The following is an 18,070-nucleotide window of genomic DNA, read 5'->3' on the forward strand; positions in this document are numbered from 1 at the left end:
CCGAAGGTCCCCCTCTTTGAGCCGAAGCTATCATGCGGTATTAGCCATCGTTTCCAATGGTTATCCCCCACATCAGGGCAATTTCCCAGGCATTACTCACCCGTCCGCCGCTCGCCGCCCATAGACGCCCCCGAAGGTTTGTTTATGTCGCTGCCGCTCGACTTGCATGTGTTAGGCCTGCCGCCAGCGTTCAATCTGAGCCATGATCAAACTCTTCAATTAAAAGTTTTTTGTGGCTCAATGAATACTGATTACATTCTCTATTCTTTCGAATAGAAGACTGTGAATTGACTGTGCCGATACCACTCTTATAAAAGAAAATATCGATTGGTCACTCAGTTCATTGAAACCATTGTGCTTCCTAAGAAGCTATGATTATCATCAACGAGTGCCCACACAGATTGATAGGTTTATATTGTTAAAGAGCGTTCTTCTTTGTGACCGGAGTCACTTCGGAAGAGGCGGCCATTTTAACGAGATAAATCAAGGTGTCAAACACTTTTTTGTTTATTTCGCTATTCTTTTTTTGGCCTCTGACTGGTTTGAGTTTTTTGAACTCTTCCCGTGTCAGCGAGGGGGCATTATAGAGATCGAGCTCACATTGGCAACCCCTTTTTAACGTTTTTTTTGTTTTTTTTTCCGTTTGGCCAGTTTCTATTCAAAATGGTCACTTTTACCCACAATTCAGGGGTAAAATTCTCCACGTACAGCAAAATAAACAAGGAAAGATAATGAGTACTCTACGAAGTTATAAAGGTATATCTCCGCAACTAGGTCAACACGTCTATATAGATAGTAGTTCTGTACTGGTTGGCGATATCCACATTGGCGACCACTCTAGCATCTGGCCTCTTGTCGCTGCTCGTGGCGATGTAAATCATATTCGAATCGGTGAGCGTAGCAACATTCAAGATGGCAGCGTATTGCATGTCACTCATAAAAACCCCGAGAACCCGGCAGGTTATCCTCTTATTATTGGTAATGATGTGACCATAGGCCACAAGGTCATGTTGCATGGCTGCACGATAGGGAACCGAGTATTAGTAGGTATGGGCTCGATTGTTCTTGACGGTGCAGTAATAGAAGAAGAGGTAATGATTGGGGCAGGGAGCTTAGTTCCGCCTGGGAAAACACTAACGAGTGGTTATCTCTATATAGGAAGCCCAGTGAAACAAGCTCGCCCTTTAAGTGAAAAAGAGCGGCTGTTTTTACAAAAATCTGCTGATAATTATGTAGAGAATAAAGACGACTTCTTAAACCATGTCGAAGACATCAGCTGCCGATAACAATTTTGCCGTCTTCACTAAACAGCTCATCTTCGATAAGTTGTTCGGCAAGTTCTTCCATATCAAAACGACAATCATCAAATACGGCGAGCGCTTGCTCGCCATTTTTAATCGCATAACCAGAGATAATCTCAAGCTCATCACTGCTAACGCTACATTCAATCAAAGCGCCACCTTGTTGTGCCGAGAAAATAACCCGCCGATTTTCCTCATCCCAACTCTGGATGTCAGGAAATAAAATAGACTGGTTCATATTAGCCTTCCAAATTCTTTCTTAATTCACGCAAGATTTGTTTCGTACCTGGACGCAGACCGCGCCACAGCATAAAACTTTCTGCCGCTTGGCCGACCAACATGCCTAATCCATCATAAGCGCGCATCGCACCGTGGTCGATCGCCCACTGGTTAAACGCCGTTCTACCTTTTCCATACATCATGTCATAGGCGACGGTATCTGAGCTGATAATCGCGCTGGAGATCTGCGGTAATTCTCCGTTCAGACTAGCAGATGTAGAGTTAATCACCACATCAAAGCTACTATCAATACTCGACATCTGTTGCGCTTTCACTGTGCCATAGTCTTGGAACACCTGCTCGAGCTGCACGGCTTTTTCAAACGTACGATTAGTGATGATGATTTGCTTTGGCCCTTGTTCAAGCAGCGGTTTAATGACACCGCGCGCCGCACCACCAGCACCAATCAAGAGAATTTTAGCGCCTTTGAGCGGTACTTGATATTGCAACAGATCTTGAACCAAACCTTCTCCATCGGTGTTATCACCAATGATCAGTCCGTCATCAAGCTTCTTAAGAGTATTTACCGCACCGGCTAATTGAGCGCGTTCGGTTAAACGATCTGCAAACTGATACGCTTGCTCTTTAAATGGCACCGTAACATTACAACCGCGTCCGTCTGCGGCAAAAAACTCACGCGCCGCATTAACAAAGCCGTCGATTGGTGGGCATTCTGCCGTGTAGGTGAGGTGTTGATTGGTTTGACGTGCAAATAAGGTATGAATAAACGGCGACTTACTGTGTCCAATAGGATTGCCAAACACCGCATAACGATCAATTCGTGAATTCATAACATTACCTCAAACAACAAACCAATAGGGCCAACTCCCTTGTTTGACCCTATCACTAACTCTATAACGAAGAAAGCGTTACCAATCTCTTGGACGTAAGTAATCTTGATACAAAGACGCTTCAGGCGTGCCGGGTTCCACTTGGTAATCATACTCCCAGCGAGCAAGTGGCGGCATCGACATTAAGATGGATTCTGTTCGACCGCCGCTTTGCAAACCAAATAGCGTGCCTCGGTCATAAACCAGATTAAACTCAACATAACGACCACGGCGATAGAGCTGGAATTGACGCTCACGGTCCCCAAAGGTCGTGTTTTTACGTTTTTCGACAATCGGTAAGTACGCCTGAGTGTACCCTTCACCTACTGCTTTAATGTAGTCAAAACACTTGTTAAATTCCCAGTGGTTTAAATCATCAAAAAACAGCCCACCAATACCGCGAGTTTCCTCTCGGTGAGGCAAATAGAAGTAACGGTCACACCAAGCTTTATGCTCCGCATACACTTCTTCTCCGAATGGCGCGCACAGTGCTTTCGCTGTCGCGTGCCAATCTTGGCAATCTTGCTCAAACGGATAAAACGGCGTGAGGTCAAAGCCACCACCAAACCACCAAATTGGCGCTTCTCCGTCTTTTTCAGCAATAAAAAAGCGTACATTCGCGTGCGAAGTAGGTACATAAGGGTTATTGGGATGCATCACTAAAGACACCCCCATAGCTTCGAATCGGCGACCAGCCAATTCAGGGCGGTGCGCTGTCGCCGATGCTGGCATCGATTTCCCCGTGACATGGGAAAAATTCACGCCACCTTGCTCAAACACATCGCCGCCACGCATCACTCGAGTACGACCACCACCACCTAAGCGTTCACTTTCTTCACGATGCCAAGCATCTTCTACAAACACGGCTTTTCCATCCGCTTGCTCTAACTGCTGACAAATCGAATCTTGCAGTTCCATTAAGAACTGCTTAACGGCGTGTTTATCTATTGCTGACATCTACTGTTCCTTTTTGACTTAATTACCCTTGACGTAAAATCTGCCCGGTTTTGGCATCGCGAATTTCACTTGGCTTATCTCGGCCACCGGTTTGACCTTCGAGAACCGCCACTAACTTGTCACCTAACTGCTGATGAACCTGCTCGGTAGTCATGCACGGTGGCAACCCCGTAAGGTTGGCACTGGTCGAGGTCAGCGGCTTACCAAACGCCAGACACATTTTTTGCACCAGCGGATGATCAGTAACACGCACGGCAATAGAGTCAAACTGGCCACTGACCCAAGATGAAACTTTATCGCTGCACGGCATAATCCAAGTCACAGGGCCAGGCCATGTGGCATGAACGGTTTCAAGTTGCTGCGGACTGAGTTGCGATTCATCGATGTAAGGTAATAACTGCTGATAATTGGCAGCGATTAAAATTAACCCTTTCTCGACCGGGCGCTGCTTGATGGCAAGTAACTTTTGAATGGCCTCTGGATTATCCGGGTCACACCCGACACCAAATACTCCTTCGGTTGGATAAGCAATGACTTCACCTTGCATAAGAGCGCTAAGCGCCTGTTCAAAGTTATTCACTTACACTTCCTTTTTATTATTGCGGCTGATTTTTTGCTAAGTGTACAAAGATTCCAAGCTTGAGACTAAAGCTATTTAGTTAGAAATTTTTCCAGCCGGAGTTTTCGCGTTGCGCAAACGTTTGCTTGAAAATAAAATCTCCGTATAATGCCCACAAATTATCAGCTCACCCAATTGCAGCCTGAAGGAGTTCGAGATGAAAGTCGGTATTATTATGGGTTCAAAATCAGATTGGCCAACCATGAAACTGGCCGCAGACATGCTAGATAAATTTGGGATCGATTACGAAACCAAAGTCGTGTCTGCTCATCGCACCCCGCAACTCCTTGCCGATTACGCTTCTGGCGCAAAACAACGTGGGATTAAAGTGATCATCGCCGGTGCTGGCGGTGCTGCGCATTTACCCGGCATGGCAGCAGCTTTTACCAGCTTGCCAGTTCTTGGTGTTCCAGTTCAATCACGTGCGTTAAAAGGCATGGATTCTTTACTGTCGATTGTTCAAATGCCAAAAGGAATTGCGGTCGGCACGCTTGCCATTGGCGAAGCAGGCGCCGCCAACGCGGGCATTCTAGCGGCGCAAATTCTTGGTACTCACGATGAAGCGATCATGGCGAAAGTCGAAGCATTTCGTGCAGAACAGACTGAAACCGTACTCGCTAATCCAAATCCACAAGAGGACTAATCCATGCATGTGTTAGTCCTAGGAGCGGGTCAACTAGCGCGAATGATGGCATTGGCTGGTGCACCTTTAAATATAGAAATCAGCGCTTTTGATGTCACTAGCGAAACGGTCGTTCATCCACTGACCAAAGCGGTGATCGGTCAAGGCTTAGCAAGTGCTATTGCCGCTGCTGATGTGATTACCGCAGAATTCGAGCACATTCCTCATGACGTACTTGATGAATGTGAACGTAGCGGAAAATTTCTGCCTACGACGGATGCAATCAAAGCTGGCGGTGACCGCCGTATTGAAAAAGCGCTATTGGACAATGCTGGGGTAAAAAACGCTAAGTACGCAATCATTGAAACCCGCGCCGACTTTGAAGCAGCGATTGAAACTGTCGGCATTCCTATGGTGTTGAAAAGTGCGCTGGGCGGCTATGACGGCAAAGGCCAGTGGCGCTTAAAATCACTCGGCCAAGTTGAAACCATCTGGCAGGAAATGGCTGAGTGTATTGCACAAACACCAACGCAAGCGATCGTTGCCGAGCAATTTGTACCATTCCAACGTGAAGTTTCCTTGGTCGGTGCGCGAGGCAAAGACGGTCAAATCGCGGTATATCCACTCGCGGAAAACATTCACGTCAATGGCGTGCTGAGTTTATCAACAGCGATTGACGACCAAGCTTTACAGCAACAAGCCAAACAGATGTTCAGCGCGGTCGCGAACAGCCTTGATTATGTTGGCGTGTTAGCTCTGGAGTTCTTTGATCTTGATGGTGAATTGCTGGTCAATGAAATTGCACCTCGAGTGCATAACTCCGGGCACTGGACTCAGCAAGGCGCTGAAACTTGTCAGTTTGAAAACCATCTCCGTGCCGTTTGTGGTTTGCCGCTTGGCAGCACTGAGCAAATTCGACCAACCTCGATGATCAATATTCTTGGTCAAGACAGCGTACCTGAATCTCTGCTCGATACAGCCGGAGTTCACGTGCACTGGTACGGAAAAGAGAAACGTGCCGGGCGTAAAATGGGGCACATTAACGTTTGTGCGAGCAATCAGCCTGCACTAACCCAAAAGCTCATTGAACTCGCGAAAGTGTTAGATGAAAGCGCGTATCCAGCGATTCATCAACTGACTCAGCAGTCATAAAAATAAATACCAACACAACATCTAAGACAAAACGGCGCCTAAGGCGCCGTTTTTTTCTTACTGTTCGTAAAACAAAGTTCGCAAAGCAATGTTCACAATGAAATGTTCACCAAGCAATCAAGCTATGACTTGTCGCCTTGAATGTGATGACACTTACGATCCGCACACTGGCGTTTCCCGCCACTGGCTAACTTTTTCTCTACCAGTAGTGGATAACCGCACACTTCGCACTTACCTGCGACAGGAGGTTGATTCACGGCAAATTTGCACTTAGGAAAATTATCACAAGCGTAAAACACTTTACCAAACCGGTTCTTGCGCTCAACTAAGTGGCCTTTACCACATTCAGGGCAGGCAAATTCTTCGCTCGCGGATTTTTCTTCTGCCGGAGCATCAAGAGACTCGATGTGATGACAATTTGGATAGTCGCTACAACCGATAAACATGCCATAGCGCCCTTGGCGTAATACCAATTCATGACCACACTGCGGACATGGCACACCTAACTCTTTGACGATATGACCGTCGTTCTGGTGTAACGGGCGAATGTACTCACAAGCGGGATATTGAGTACAGCCTAAGAATGGACCGTGCTTGCCATGGCGCAATTGCAATTGGCCACCACATTGTGGGCAAGGTTGGTTGTCAAAAGCATGTTCCTGTGCAGAGAACAGCTTGTCGTCAGTCTTTTTATTCATATTTCAATATCGAATGTCATTTCAACCACGCTTGATGTGAAAACAACGCTACAGCAAACGCATCAAAAATATAGGTAAAACGGAATATGAAGGGGTTGGCCTGCGAGCGCTGGGCGCCCGCTAAGCTGACTGAGAAGGGAAGACCGCCCAAGGTTTAGTGCAAAATACCTTGTTCTTTTGAGTAAAGCAGCTCTTCCATTAGCGTATAGGCGTTTTCATTTCCAGGTACATTAAACAGCACCATCAAAATGATCCATTTTAAATCATCCAACTCAAATTCGTTGGTTTCCAATCCCACCACACGATCAATCACCATCTCGCGTGTTTCTGTCGTCAACACCTTAATTTGCTCAAGGAACAGAAGAAAACCACGACATTCGATGTCGAGACGTTCCATTTCTTTAGCAGTGTAAATACGTGTTGAAGTGGCCGCGCTAGTTGAAATCGCCGATTGAGCATCACTTTGTTGTAATGCGGCTAAATCTTCTAACCATTGGAGGGCCTTGTATATATCTTGTTGGTGGAAGCCAGCACGAAGCAACTCTTCTTCGAGTTCATCTTGGTCCACCTGTAACTCTGCATCGCTATGGATGTAGGTTTCGAACAAATACATCAGTATGTCCATCATCATAGCTAGCCTCTCCCCTTTCGAATATAGCCACCGGAAACTGCAGCCACATGCCCTAAAAGCTCAAGCTCTAGGAGCTGCATCATGACTTCATGCACAGGTATATTGGTCCTGCTGGCAAGAATATCAACTGGTGTCGGTTTATTTCCTACGTTAGCTAACAGGAGAGGAAATGGCAATTCTTCTTTCACTTCATTTTGAGCAAAATTGAGAGTTTGCTGCCCAAGAGCAATTTTATTTGACCAATTAAGCAGATGTGTCACTTCAGACAGGATGTCTTCGACGCTTTGCACTAAGCAGGCACCTTGGCGGATAAGTTGGTTACTGCCGCGGGCAATCGGGTTATCAATCAAGCCGGGAACGACAAAAACTTCACGGTCTTGTTCAGTAGCATAACGAGCGGTGATCAGTGAACCACTTTTTTCAGCCGCTTCAACCACCAAAACGCCAACCGATAACCCCGAGATGATGCGATTACGGCGCGGAAAATGCGCAGGACGCGGCTTAGCGTCGGGATGGAACTCAGACACCAAAGCGCCACTTTCAACAATGCGCTGCGCAAGGCGTTTATGCCTAGACGGATAAATATGTTTTAGCCCACTGCCTAACACCGCAACGGTTTCACCCTTGGCTTGCAGCGCACCATCATGCGCATAGCCATCGACACCAAGCGCCAAACCACTGGTGACCGCAATACCTTGCGCCGCCAGTTGTTTGGCAAAATACCGAGCAGAGTGCAAGCCATCAACACTGGCGTTACGGCTACCAACAATCGCAATTTGTGGCTGACTTAAACTGGCGACATTGCCACTGACAAACAAGACTTTGGGAGCGGCGCTGATCTGCTGCAGTAGTGGCGGGTAATCATTGTCATCAAAAGTCACAATACGATGCTGAGGACTCAGCGCTAACCAGTCCAAACAGCTGGTCACTTGAGCTTGATAATCGTGGTGAACAAACTGAATCTGGGCTGAATTTAGCCCAAGCGACGCAAGTGTCTGCACGTCATAATCGACCAAGTTCTGCGGCGCATCATGAGCTAATAAGCGTGCAAATAACTTGGGCCCCAGTTGCGGTGCGAAATATAAACGCAGCCATGCTTCAAGATGCGCCTGAGTCACTGAGCATTCTCCACTAGGGTAAAAGCCATTGGCCAAGCATGATAACCAGAACGTATCGGCATCTGGCTCGTCACCACTTTTGCTACGCTCATCCGTGGGTAAACCCGCATAACTTGTAATTCACCGACGGCTTGAGTACCGGATAGGCCTTTGGTTACACGATAATGCGCGCCGCGCTGCATGCCATCTTGATAGCCTTTATCAATCACCAGCCAGCGGTCAGTCGCGACATAATGTTCTCCCACCACAGAACCAAGCAACTGAGCATTAGGTAAAGAGGCGGAATTCGTCTCAACATCGCTCGCAATGCTGGTTTCGAGTGGCATCAGTACATCACTTGGTCGTACTTCTTGGTGAACCTTCTCAAGTGACAACCAGTGCGGCTGGTCTTGAATCACGCGCGCCTGAGCTACGAGCAAAAATGCCGTGCGTGAAGAAACGTTGTCGCTAGAAACTTGGCGAGTAAAGCTTTGCCGCTGTCGATACACTCCCCAAACCTCAGAGAGTGTTGTGGATACTGGCGCATGAAGACGATCGCCGTTAGATAAATAGTGGCGCTGAGAAGATAGAGGTTGAATAGCATGGAGCGTGGCGATTTCGGCATCGTTCAGCAAATGTATTGCGTATCGATGTTGAGGCACGCGATCAGCCAATAAAGACTCAAAGCGGGGAATACGTCTCACTTGTGGTCGTAACACCACCACAGGCTTGCTCGCTGAACTAAACTTGGTTGCAGAGGGGGACAAAGGCTCGATGAGCGACGACATACGGTGCTCTTTACTGCTGGTATTCGGTGTCCAAACCATCACAACACTCAGCATAAAACATGGTAGTCGTAACATAACCCAATCCTAGACAAGTTCTCGGTTTATCAAGCTTTGTGTCCACAGTTGTTTGTAGAATAAAGTGCAGTCTTGGCCGATAATCGCGCTGAAAAAACGTCTTGATGCTGTCATTTGGGTTATAAAATGTCTAGAATTGAGCCAGCAAAGTTCAGCCTCATTCGGCAAAGTTCAACATTTTGAGTGTATATGTCTGTATTACAAGTATTAACATTCCCTGATGACCGCTTACGTACGGTGGCAAAACCGGTCGAAGTCGTCACACCAGAAATCCAGAAAATCGTCGACGACATGATTGAAACCATGTACGAAGAAGAAGGTATTGGTTTAGCTGCGACTCAGGTCGATATTCACCAACGTATCGTCGTCATCGATGTGTCCGATTCTCGCGATCAGCCACAAGTGTTTATCAATCCAGAAATCATCGAAAAACACGGTGAAGATGGTATTGAAGAAGGCTGTCTATCAGTCCCTGGCGCTCGCGCGCTTGTACCACGTGCCGCTGGCGTAACCGTTAAAGCACAGGATCGTGATGGTAACGAATTCACTCTTGAAGCAGATGAGCTACTGGCTATCTGTATTCAGCATGAACTCGACCACTTACAAGGCAAGTTGTTTGTCGACTACTTATCGCCGCTAAAACGCAAACGCATTCAAGATAAGCTAGCGAAAATCAAGCGCTACAACGAGAAACACGCCTAACCCATTTTTGAAAGGAAGTTTACCTTGAGCAAGCCTTTACGAATTGTCTTTGCCGGTACTCCCGATTTCGCCGCCCGTCACTTGGCGGCGTTGTTGTCTTCGGAGCACGAGGTGATTGCCGTTTACACCCAGCCAGACCGTCCAGCCGGCCGCGGCAAAAAACTGACTGCCAGTCCAGTCAAAAATATCGCCCTTGAGCATGATATCGCGGTTTACCAACCAGAAAACTTCAAATCTGATGAAGCCAAACAACAACTTGCGGATTTGAACGCCGACCTCATGGTGGTGGTTGCTTACGGCCTATTACTACCTAAAGTGGTATTAGATACACCCAAACTTGGCTGTATCAACGTTCACGGTTCGATTCTCCCACGCTGGCGTGGTGCGGCGCCAATTCAGCGCTCAATTTGGGCTGGAGATGAACAAACCGGTGTCACCATCATGCAAATGGATGTCGGTTTAGATACTGGCGATATGCTCAAAATCGCCACTTTGCCGATTGAAGCCAGTGACACCAGTGCATCGATGTACGAAAAGCTGGCCGGCCTTGGCCCAAATGCCTTGATTGAGTGCTTAAACGATATCGCCCAAGGAAACGCCGTCGCCACCAAACAAGACGACAGCCTCGCCAATTACGCTAAAAAGCTAAGCAAAGAAGAAGCGAAGATTGATTGGTCTGATGATGCTGAGCACATCGAACGCTGCGTGCGCGCTTTCAATCCTTGGCCAATGAGTCATTTTATGGCGGCCGATAACAGCATCAAAGTATGGCAAAGCCGTGTTGCTGATCTTGGCAGTGACAAGCCTGCAGGTACCATCATTCAGGTAGATAAAAGCGGCATCTATGTCGCCACCGGCAACGGCGTATTGGTACTTGAGCAACTGCAAATCCCAGGCAAAAAAGCCATGCCAGTACAAGATATATTGAATGCTCGATCGAGCTGGTTTGAAGTCGGCTCAGTGCTGGACTAAAACCCTATAGTTAGAACTTTTTGAGGGCAGAGATGCCCTCCTGTTTTTATGGTGACCTTATGAATGTTCGCGCTGCAGCGGCTAATGTCCTTTTTCAAGTTGTAGATAAAGGCCAATCACTTTCCAACGTTTTACCCGCGGCTCAACAAACCATCCGCCCTCGAGACCACGCTCTCCTTCAAGAAATTTGCTACGGAGCTCTGCGTTACTTACCTCGCTTAGAAAGCATTGCTAACCAACTAATGGACAAACCATTAAAAGGTAAACAGCGCGTATTTCACCATTTGATTCTGGTTGGTATCTATCAACTTAGCTTTATGCGTATTCCACCGCACGCAGCGGTTGGCGAAACCGTCGAAGGCACTAAAGATCTTAAAGGTCCACGGCTGCGCGGTTTAATCAATGCGGTATTGCGTAACTATCAACGCAACCAAGAGCAACTCGACCAACAAGCGGTCAGTCATGATGCCGGCAAATATGGCCACCCAAGTTGGCTACTGAACTTACTCAAAACCAGCTACCCAGAACAGTGGCAATCGATCGTCGAAGCCAATAACCAAAAAGCCCCGATGTGGCTGCGTGTGAATCGCCAACATCATACTCGTGAGCAATATCTTGCGCTGCTCGATGCACAAGATATTGAATATCAACTGCACCCACAAGCGCAAGATGCCATCAAACTGTTATCGCCATGCGATGTTCACTCGCTACCGGGTTTTGAACAAGGTTGGGTATCGGTACAAGATGCCGCAGCGCAATTATCCGTGGATTATCTAACCCCCCAAAATGGTGAGCTGATCCTCGACTGCTGCGCAGCACCAGGTGGGAAAACGGCTCATATCTTGGAGCACACTGAAAATACCCAAGTGGTCGCGATTGACTGCGACGATCAACGCCTACGCCGCGTACATGAAAACCTTTCACGCCTGAATCTAAGCGCCGAAGTCATTTGCGGTGATGCGCGCACACCAAATCAATGGTGGAAAGGTGAACAATTCGATCGTATCTTGCTCGATGCGCCATGTTCAGCCACTGGAGTCATTCGTCGTCACCCAGATATTAAGTGGCTACGACGCGCTCAAGACATTGAATCATTAGCGAAATTGCAAAGTGAAATCCTCGATGCCATGTGGCAACAGCTTAAACCTGGTGGCACACTGGTGTACGCGACTTGCTCAATTACGCCGCAGGAAAACCGTCAACAAGTGACCGACTTCCTCGCCCGTACTGACAACGCAACGCTGAGCGGCTCAGAAGTAAGTAATCCAGGCCGCCAAATTTTACCGGGTGAAGAAGATATGGACGGCTTCTATTACGCGGTATTAATTAAGCAAGCATAACAACACAATCGATGGCGCCGAACTGGCGCCTAAACAGTGGTAAAAAGAGAAAACGGTATGAAAATCATCATTCTTGGTGCAGGTCAAGTCGGGGGAACACTGGCAGAAAACTTAGTCGGTGAAAACAACGACATCACCATTGTCGATAAAGACAGTGAACGCCTGCGCGAACTGCAAGACAAATATGATTTACGTGTTGTGATTGGCCACGCCAGCCACCCGGACGTGCTGCGCGAAGCGGGTGCCCAAGATGCGGACATGCTGGTTGCGGTAACCAATATGGACGAAACCAATATGGCGGCGTGTCAGGTAGCGTTTTCTCTGTTTAACACTCCCAACCGCATCGCGCGAATTCGTTCTCCGCAATATTTGGCCGAGAAAGAAGCGCTGTTTCAATCAGGCGCGGTACCGGTTGACCATTTGATTGCACCAGAAGAACTCGTCACCAGCTATATTGAACGTCTGATCCAATATCCTGGTGCGCTACAGGTGGTGAGCTTTGCTGATCAAAAAGTCAGCCTAGTGGCCGTCAAAGCCTACTACGGCGGTCCTTTGGTTGGTAATGCGCTGTCGGCTTTGCGTGAGCATATGCCGCACATCGACACTCGCGTCGCCGCGATTTTCCGCCAAGGACGTCCAATTCGTCCTCAAGGCACTACCATTATTGAAGCCGATGACGAAGTATTCTTTGTCGCCGCCAGCAATCACATTCGCTCCGTGATGAGCGAACTACAACGCCTTGAAAAACCATATCGCCGCATCATGATTGTCGGCGGCGGTAACATCGGCGCCAGCCTTGCCAAGCGTCTTGAGCACACTTACAGCGTCAAGCTTATCGAACGCAGCTACCAGCGTGCAGAGCGTCTGTCTGAAGAATTAGAAAATACCATCGTATTTTGTGGTGATGCGGCGGACCAAGAGCTGCTGACTGAAGAGAACATCGACCAAGTTGACGTGTTCATCGCCCTGACCAACGAAGATGAAACCAACATCATGTCGGCAATGCTCGCCAAACGCATGGGCGCCAAAAAAGTGATGGTACTGATTCAACGTGGCGCTTACGTGGATTTGGTGCAAGGCGGTGTAATTGATGTGGCTATCTCGCCGCAACAAGCGACCATTTCAGCGCTGCTGACCCACGTGCGCCGCGCCGATATCGTTAACGTGTCTTCTTTGCGCCGCGGCGCAGCAGAAGCCATCGAAGCCATCGCTCACGGTGATGAGACCACCTCTAAAGTGGTTGGCCGCCCAATCGGCGACATCAAGCTACCGCCGGGCACCACGATTGGTGCTATCGTGCGTGGCGAGGAAGTGCTGATTGCTCATGACCGCACCGTCATTGAACAAGACGACCACGTGGTGATGTTCTTAGTCGACAAAAAATACGTGCCTGACGTCGAAGCTCTGTTCCAACCAAGCCCGTTCTTCTTGTAGGTTTTACGGTCATGGTTAATTTACGCCCGATACTGTTTGTGATCGGTTTGGTGCTCTCCAAGCTGGCGCTATTTATGTATGTGCCCACTCTCGTGGCCTTCTTTTCTGGTACCGATGGGTTCATTGAGTTTGGAGAGTCGGTGCTGATTACCCACTTTGCCGCATTTTTATGTTTGACCTTAGGGCGAACCAGTAATTTTCGGCTCAGTGTCCGCGACATGTTTATGATCACCAGCCTCGTGTGGACGATTGCCAGTGCCTTTGCCGCGCTGCCATTTGTGTTCCTTAACCACATTAGTTTCACCGACGCTTATTTTGAAACCATGTCCGGCATTACCACGACAGGTTCAACCGTGCTAAGTGGGTTAGACAACATGGCGCCGAGCATTTTGCTGTGGCGCTCGATATTGCAATGGCTAGGCGGGGTTGGGTTTATCGTAATGGCGGTAGCCGTGCTGCCGATGCTCAACGTCGGTGGAATGAAGCTGTTCCAAACGGAATCGTCAGATTGGTCGGATAAAAGTAGCCCGCGGGCAAAAACCGTCGCCAAAAATATCGTCGTGGTTTATCTGACCCTCACCATACTGTGCATGATCGGCTATTTACTCACCGGCATGACGCTATTTGAAGCCATCAACCATTCGTTCACCACATTGTCGACTGGAGGTTACTCAACCTCTGACGGTTCGATGAACCACTTTTCCAAAGGCGCTCATTGGGTCGCAACGGTATTTATGTTTTTGGGCGGCTTACCGTTCTTACTATTTGTCATGGCAGGGCGCAAACGACGCCCGAGCATCCTATTCCAAGATGCCCAAGTCCGTGGCTTCGCTTACCTATTTCTCACCACCAGTTTAGTGGTGGCACTGTGGCTAACCTTCAATGACGGCTATCCATTTATGGATGCGCTACGAGTATCGATGTTTAACATCGTTTCGGTCATTACCACCACAGGTTACGGTCTCGAAGATTTCACCGCTTGGGGCGGGCTACCGACCACTCTGTTCGCATTTTTAATGATGGCAGGCGCGTGTTCTGGCTCAACCGCTGGCGGAATAAAAATCTTCCGTTTTCAAATCGCAATGACCTTACTGCACAAGCAAATGATGAAACTTATTCATCCATCTGGAGTCTTTGTACAGAGATACAATAATCGTCCAGTCAACGACGACATCGTTCGTTCCGTTGTGGCATTTGGTATTACGTTTTTTATTACGATTATCGCTATTGCAGGTGGATTAAGTGCGATGGGCCTTGACCCTGTCACCAGTATTTCTGGCTCGATTACCGCTGTCGCTAACGTCGGTCCGGGCATGGGTAACATTATTGGTCCAACCGGTAACTTTGCACCACTGCCTGACGCGGCAAAATGGTTGCTTAGCCTAGGTATGTTAATGGGACGCTTGGAAATTTTGACCCTACTGGTGCTGTTCTTCCCTGCTTTTTGGCGTCGTTAAGGATAGACAATGAAATTATGCTTCGCTTTGGCGGCTCTGCTCGCCAGCACTAGCGCGTTTGCGGTTCAAACCATTACTCTTGAAGATGGTCGCCAAGTACAACTCAATGATGACTTTACTTGGGAATATAAAGTGACGCCGCTTGGCCATGACACGGAAGATGCCGTAAACAGTCCGATTGCAGCAACGCCTAGCATTCCTGTTGCGCACAAACACGTTGGCACCAAACTGTCGCTCAAATCCACCAAGCCAATCATGCAGCTGTCTGACTCAGGCGTGGATATTTTGCTTGGTGCGCCGCGCTATGAAGACGGGGAATTAATCATTCCCACCTCGTTAACCAACCAAAGCCGCCAATCGGTTATCTTGGTTGCGGTCGAATTAACTTTATCGGATCTATCTGGAAAGCAGATTGACCACCAAACTGTCGAGGTTTGGCAGTCGATCAAACGGATGGCGGAAACGTATTTGCGCCCCGAGCAATCCGTCCAAGGACGCGTGATCCGCCTGGCAGCTAAACCCGCGGATCAATACTACTTATCAGCCAAAGTGGTGGATGTTACCACCCGCTAAATGGGATCAACGAAGTAGTAAATCGCTAGGAAATGACACGCGCATCCCGCAAGCACAAAGCCATGCCAGATCGCATGATTAAATGGGATGCGCTCAGCGACGTAAAAGATCACCCCTAAGGTATACACCACGCCACCAGCGGCTAATAGTGTCAATCCACCAACATTTAAATGCACCGCCAATTGATAGATCACGATCAATGACAACCAGCCCATGATCAAATAAGTGACCAGAGATAACTTCTCAAAGCGGTAAATAAACGCCAGTTTCATGATGATTCCAAACAGCGCAATCGACCAAATGGTGATCATCAAACCAATCGCCAGCGGCGTTCTCAAACTCACCAATAAAAACGGCGTGTAACTGCCCGCAATCAGCAAATAGATCGCACAGTGATCAAAGGTTTTAAGCGCCTTTTTCGCGCGCTGGTAGGGAATAGAATGGTACAGCGTCGAGGCTAAAAACAGCACCACGATACTGCCGCCATAAATGCTCATACTGGTGATGGTCAAAGCATCGGCATCATGGTCAACCGCCTTAATCAAAAGCAGGACCAAACCAACGATGCCAAGCACCATGCCAAGGCCATGGGTTATTGCATTCGCCACTTCTTCTTTGACGCTATACTCGCTCGATGAGGGTGCCGACATAATCACTCCTGTGATTGGTTTTCGCGGATTCATCGGCGAGTATGGCATATTTAGCTTACACGTGTAAGCTAAAAATCAATAACAAATGTGAATCAATTAGAAGCGGATTCAAGAAAAGGTATCTAAGTAATTCAATACTTTTTCGCCCGCTTCTTTTCCGCTGTCAGTCAATGGAATCACCAACTCTCGCTGCAAACTGCCCGTGCCGAGCAAGCTCGCTAGCATACCTTTCATGCCTTCGCGATGACGGTCAATTTCAAACCACAACTTGATATGTTCTTCACTGCGGTGAGCCACGATTTCCAGTTCACGCCAACGGCCATGATATGGCCCAGTGGTCGGAACAAATTCGAACTCTTGAACGAAAGGCAGAGCAAAACCATCCACCGCTTCACATTCCACTTGGCGAATACGTAAACCTTGCTCTTCCATAGCGGTAAAAATGCCATCCATAATCGGATCTGGTCTTACTGTCACCGTGTCCGTATCGGAAGGATCGGCGGCCATGGCGATATCGAGGCCGGTTTCCAACCACACTTTGGCATCGCCAATCGTGACAGGCGTATTCCATGGCACATCGAGTTCCACTTCAAAATCGCGAGTTTCACCAGGGTGAATTGTAAAGGCGTAGGGCAGTTTCCAATTGGCAAGGGCATAAGTTTGGTGGGCGCGTCGTGTTGGGCCTCCTGTATGGGGCTCTTTGACATTCATCGACACTTCGCGAATGTAGCGACAACAAAGCTTAACGTCAATGTTATCAATATCTTGTTCGGTCGAACCACCGTAGACATGAATCGTAAGATTCACGCTTTTTCCCGGATAGAGGACTTCCTGTTTAAGCACAGAATCCACTTTGGCTGAACCGATACCGAAAGTTGCAAGGGTTTTCTTAAAAAGCGACATAGTGACCTCCTTGGAGAAAATACCATACTAATCTCGGTGGGAGTCTCAACTCAATGACAGTTTGCGTACAATTTCTGCGTTTGTGTTGATTATATATCGATCAATTTTTCGGATGGTGCTAATCTTGATTTTGATATGTTTTCATATCGGAATCCCCAAGTAATTATTTGGATTGGCGCAAGCCAGAGAGCCACCCTTCACTTGATAATGAAGCTCAACTCATGATTACTCGGGTTGTAACATCGGCAATGGATATGCCTGACCCGTTAGGTTAACAGATGCGACCAACATCCGTCAGGTTCTCACACACAAATCGCAGTGCAATGCGTCGTCGTAGTGGCTTTGCTACTTCGCCTGTCGCAAACAAGTCAGCGCCAATGGCTACTTTGGCAGAGCAATACGCTATTCAAGCGGCCGCTCAGAAGAAAGTGGTTCAGGCTGCTTAAATTAAAGGGCGCAGGAAACTGCGCTTTTTTATTCTCTTCACGCTTACCTTCCCGTAAACGATCTGATACTTTATCGATAAAGACACAACAAAAGTGTGGAGAAAAGAATGCAATGCCATCGAATTGAAGAATTGCTTGAACTGATTGGCCCTGAGTGGCAAAAAGATCAAGAGCTCAACCTGATTCCTTTTGTCATCAAACTTGCTCAAGAAGCGGGTTACAGCGGACCACTTGAAGAGCTCACCGATGATGTTTTGATCTACCATCTCAAAATGCGTAATAGCGCCAAAGATGAAATGATCCCAGGTCTGAAAAAAGACCAAGAAGATGATTTCAAAACCGCCATTTTACGCGCCCGCGGCATCATTAAATAACCCATAGACTGACACAAAAAGCGCCTAGGCTAGGGCGCTTTTTTTACGCGTATTTTCGGCGGATTATTAGCAATGCTTTGTTGTTAAAGATTGATAGCCTTAAACAAATAAAATTTTCATCCGCTGTATACTCAATAAATATCAGCGATCACTAATTTATTGATAACGAC

General features: G+C 47.8%; 21 protein-coding genes and 1 rRNA gene. 11 read left to right on the forward strand and 11 right to left on the reverse strand.

Translation table 11 applies throughout. The features are described 5' to 3' along the window. Positions 1-222: ribosomal RNA gene (locus BLS03_RS19940) — 16S ribosomal RNA — on the reverse strand; the annotation flags it as partial. Positions 223-731: 509 nt separating this feature from the next. Between BLS03_RS19940 and BLS03_RS19945 the strand changes: the two genes are divergently transcribed. Continuing rightward, positions 732-1,286: a gamma carbonic anhydrase family protein gene (locus BLS03_RS19945; protein WP_093278181.1), complete on the forward strand. Its 555-nt coding sequence runs from the start codon at positions 732-734 to the stop codon at positions 1,284-1,286. Here BLS03_RS19945 and BLS03_RS19950 read toward each other — a convergent pair. From BLS03_RS19950 to tsaC, 4 genes are all read right to left on the reverse strand, one after another. Next, on the reverse strand, positions 1,273-1,539 hold the full coding sequence (locus tag BLS03_RS19950; protein WP_093278183.1) for a DUF1488 family protein: 267 nt from the start codon (positions 1,537-1,539) through the stop codon (positions 1,273-1,275). The genes BLS03_RS19945 and BLS03_RS19950 overlap by 14 nt on opposite strands. Before the next feature lies 1 nt (position 1,540). Continuing rightward, on the reverse strand, positions 1,541-2,371 hold the full coding sequence (gene aroE / locus BLS03_RS19955) for a shikimate dehydrogenase (protein ID WP_093278185.1): 831 nt from the start codon (positions 2,369-2,371) through the stop codon (positions 1,541-1,543). 78 nt (positions 2,372-2,449) lie between these two features. After that, entirely contained in the window at positions 2,450-3,367 is a 918-nt protein-coding gene (gene hemF / locus BLS03_RS19960; RefSeq protein WP_093278187.1) for an oxygen-dependent coproporphyrinogen oxidase, read from the reverse strand. A gap of 22 nt (positions 3,368-3,389) precedes the next feature. Beyond that, positions 3,390-3,947: an L-threonylcarbamoyladenylate synthase type 1 TsaC gene (tsaC, locus tag BLS03_RS19965; protein WP_093278189.1), complete on the reverse strand. Its 558-nt coding sequence runs from the start codon at positions 3,945-3,947 to the stop codon at positions 3,390-3,392. Positions 3,948-4,143: 196 nt separating this feature from the next. On the opposite strand from tsaC, the gene purE reads away from it, so the two are divergent. Both purE and BLS03_RS19975 read left to right on the forward strand, forming a co-directional pair. Then, the gene (gene purE / locus BLS03_RS19970) at positions 4,144-4,629 is read left to right on the forward strand and encodes a 5-(carboxyamino)imidazole ribonucleotide mutase (protein WP_093278191.1); all 486 of its coding nucleotides are present in this window, start codon (positions 4,144-4,146) and stop codon (positions 4,627-4,629) included. Between the two features lie 3 nt (positions 4,630-4,632). Then, the gene (locus BLS03_RS19975; protein WP_093278193.1) at positions 4,633-5,760 is read left to right on the forward strand and encodes a 5-(carboxyamino)imidazole ribonucleotide synthase; all 1,128 of its coding nucleotides are present in this window, start codon (positions 4,633-4,635) and stop codon (positions 5,758-5,760) included. 122 nt (positions 5,761-5,882) lie between these two features. On the opposite strand, the gene BLS03_RS19980 is transcribed toward BLS03_RS19975, so the two are convergent. From BLS03_RS19980 to BLS03_RS19995, 4 genes are all read right to left on the reverse strand, one after another. After that, the gene (locus BLS03_RS19980) at positions 5,883-6,458 is read right to left on the reverse strand and encodes a DNA topoisomerase family protein (protein WP_093278195.1); all 576 of its coding nucleotides are present in this window, start codon (positions 6,456-6,458) and stop codon (positions 5,883-5,885) included. 154 nt (positions 6,459-6,612) lie between these two features. After that, positions 6,613-7,089, reverse strand: a complete 477-nt coding sequence (locus tag BLS03_RS19985) for a DUF494 family protein (protein WP_093278197.1) — start codon at positions 7,087-7,089, stop codon at positions 6,613-6,615. Between the two features lie 2 nt (positions 7,090-7,091). Then, on the reverse strand, positions 7,092-8,207 hold the full coding sequence (gene dprA, locus BLS03_RS19990; protein ID WP_093278199.1) for a DNA-processing protein DprA: 1,116 nt from the start codon (positions 8,205-8,207) through the stop codon (positions 7,092-7,094). Next, the gene (locus BLS03_RS19995; protein ID WP_093278201.1) at positions 8,204-9,049 is read right to left on the reverse strand and encodes a hypothetical protein; all 846 of its coding nucleotides are present in this window, start codon (positions 9,047-9,049) and stop codon (positions 8,204-8,206) included. Before BLS03_RS19995 ends, dprA begins: the two co-directional genes overlap by 4 nt. 189 nt (positions 9,050-9,238) lie before the next feature. On the opposite strand from BLS03_RS19995, the gene def reads away from it, so the two are divergent. From def to BLS03_RS20025, 6 genes are read left to right on the forward strand one after another with little or no spacing between them, the layout of a single operon-like run. Further along, positions 9,239-9,751, forward strand: a complete 513-nt coding sequence (gene def / locus BLS03_RS20000; protein WP_093278203.1) for a peptide deformylase — start codon at positions 9,239-9,241, stop codon at positions 9,749-9,751. A gap of 24 nt (positions 9,752-9,775) precedes the next feature. Then, the gene (gene fmt / locus BLS03_RS20005) at positions 9,776-10,723 is read left to right on the forward strand and encodes a methionyl-tRNA formyltransferase (protein ID WP_093278205.1); all 948 of its coding nucleotides are present in this window, start codon (positions 9,776-9,778) and stop codon (positions 10,721-10,723) included. Positions 10,724-10,782: 59 nt separating this feature from the next. Next, positions 10,783-12,063 (forward strand): 16S rRNA (cytosine(967)-C(5))-methyltransferase RsmB, encoded by a 1,281-nt coding sequence (rsmB, locus tag BLS03_RS20010; protein ID WP_093278207.1) that lies wholly within the window; start codon positions 10,783-10,785, stop codon positions 12,061-12,063. A gap of 57 nt (positions 12,064-12,120) precedes the next feature. Then, complete coding sequence (gene trkA / locus BLS03_RS20015) at positions 12,121-13,497, forward strand: Trk system potassium transporter TrkA (RefSeq protein ID WP_093278209.1); 1,377 nt, start codon at positions 12,121-12,123, stop codon at positions 13,495-13,497. A gap of 11 nt (positions 13,498-13,508) precedes the next feature. Continuing rightward, positions 13,509-14,954: a TrkH family potassium uptake protein gene (locus BLS03_RS20020; RefSeq protein WP_093278211.1), complete on the forward strand. Its 1,446-nt coding sequence runs from the start codon at positions 13,509-13,511 to the stop codon at positions 14,952-14,954. Positions 14,955-14,963: 9 nt separating this feature from the next. Beyond that, positions 14,964-15,527, forward strand: coding sequence for a DUF3157 family protein (locus BLS03_RS20025; RefSeq protein WP_093278213.1), 564 nt, complete (start codon positions 14,964-14,966; stop codon positions 15,525-15,527). Here the strand turns inward: BLS03_RS20025 and trhA are convergent. Both trhA and BLS03_RS20035 read right to left on the reverse strand, forming a co-directional pair. Further along, positions 15,524-16,177 (reverse strand): PAQR family membrane homeostasis protein TrhA, encoded by a 654-nt coding sequence (trhA, locus tag BLS03_RS20030; protein ID WP_093278215.1) that lies wholly within the window; start codon positions 16,175-16,177, stop codon positions 15,524-15,526. The genes BLS03_RS20025 and trhA overlap by 4 nt on opposite strands. A gap of 108 nt (positions 16,178-16,285) precedes the next feature. Next, positions 16,286-17,080, reverse strand: coding sequence for a sporulation protein (locus BLS03_RS20035; RefSeq protein WP_093278217.1), 795 nt, complete (start codon positions 17,078-17,080; stop codon positions 16,286-16,288). A 323-nt stretch (positions 17,081-17,403) separates the two neighbouring features. On the opposite strand from BLS03_RS20035, the gene BLS03_RS26050 reads away from it, so the two are divergent. Both BLS03_RS26050 and BLS03_RS20045 read left to right on the forward strand, forming a co-directional pair. After that, complete coding sequence (locus BLS03_RS26050; protein ID WP_281241246.1) at positions 17,404-17,526, forward strand: hypothetical protein; 123 nt, start codon at positions 17,404-17,406, stop codon at positions 17,524-17,526. 107 nt (positions 17,527-17,633) lie between these two features. After that, a complete protein-coding gene (locus tag BLS03_RS20045) occupies positions 17,634-17,900 on the forward strand; it encodes a YihD family protein (RefSeq protein ID WP_093278221.1) in 267 nt (88 codons plus the stop codon). Positions 17,901-18,070 lie beyond the last annotated feature (170 nt).

The sequence above is a fragment of the Vibrio xiamenensis genome (assembly GCF_900100015.1).
GTDB lineage: Bacteria > Pseudomonadota > Gammaproteobacteria > Enterobacterales > Vibrionaceae > Vibrio > Vibrio xiamenensis.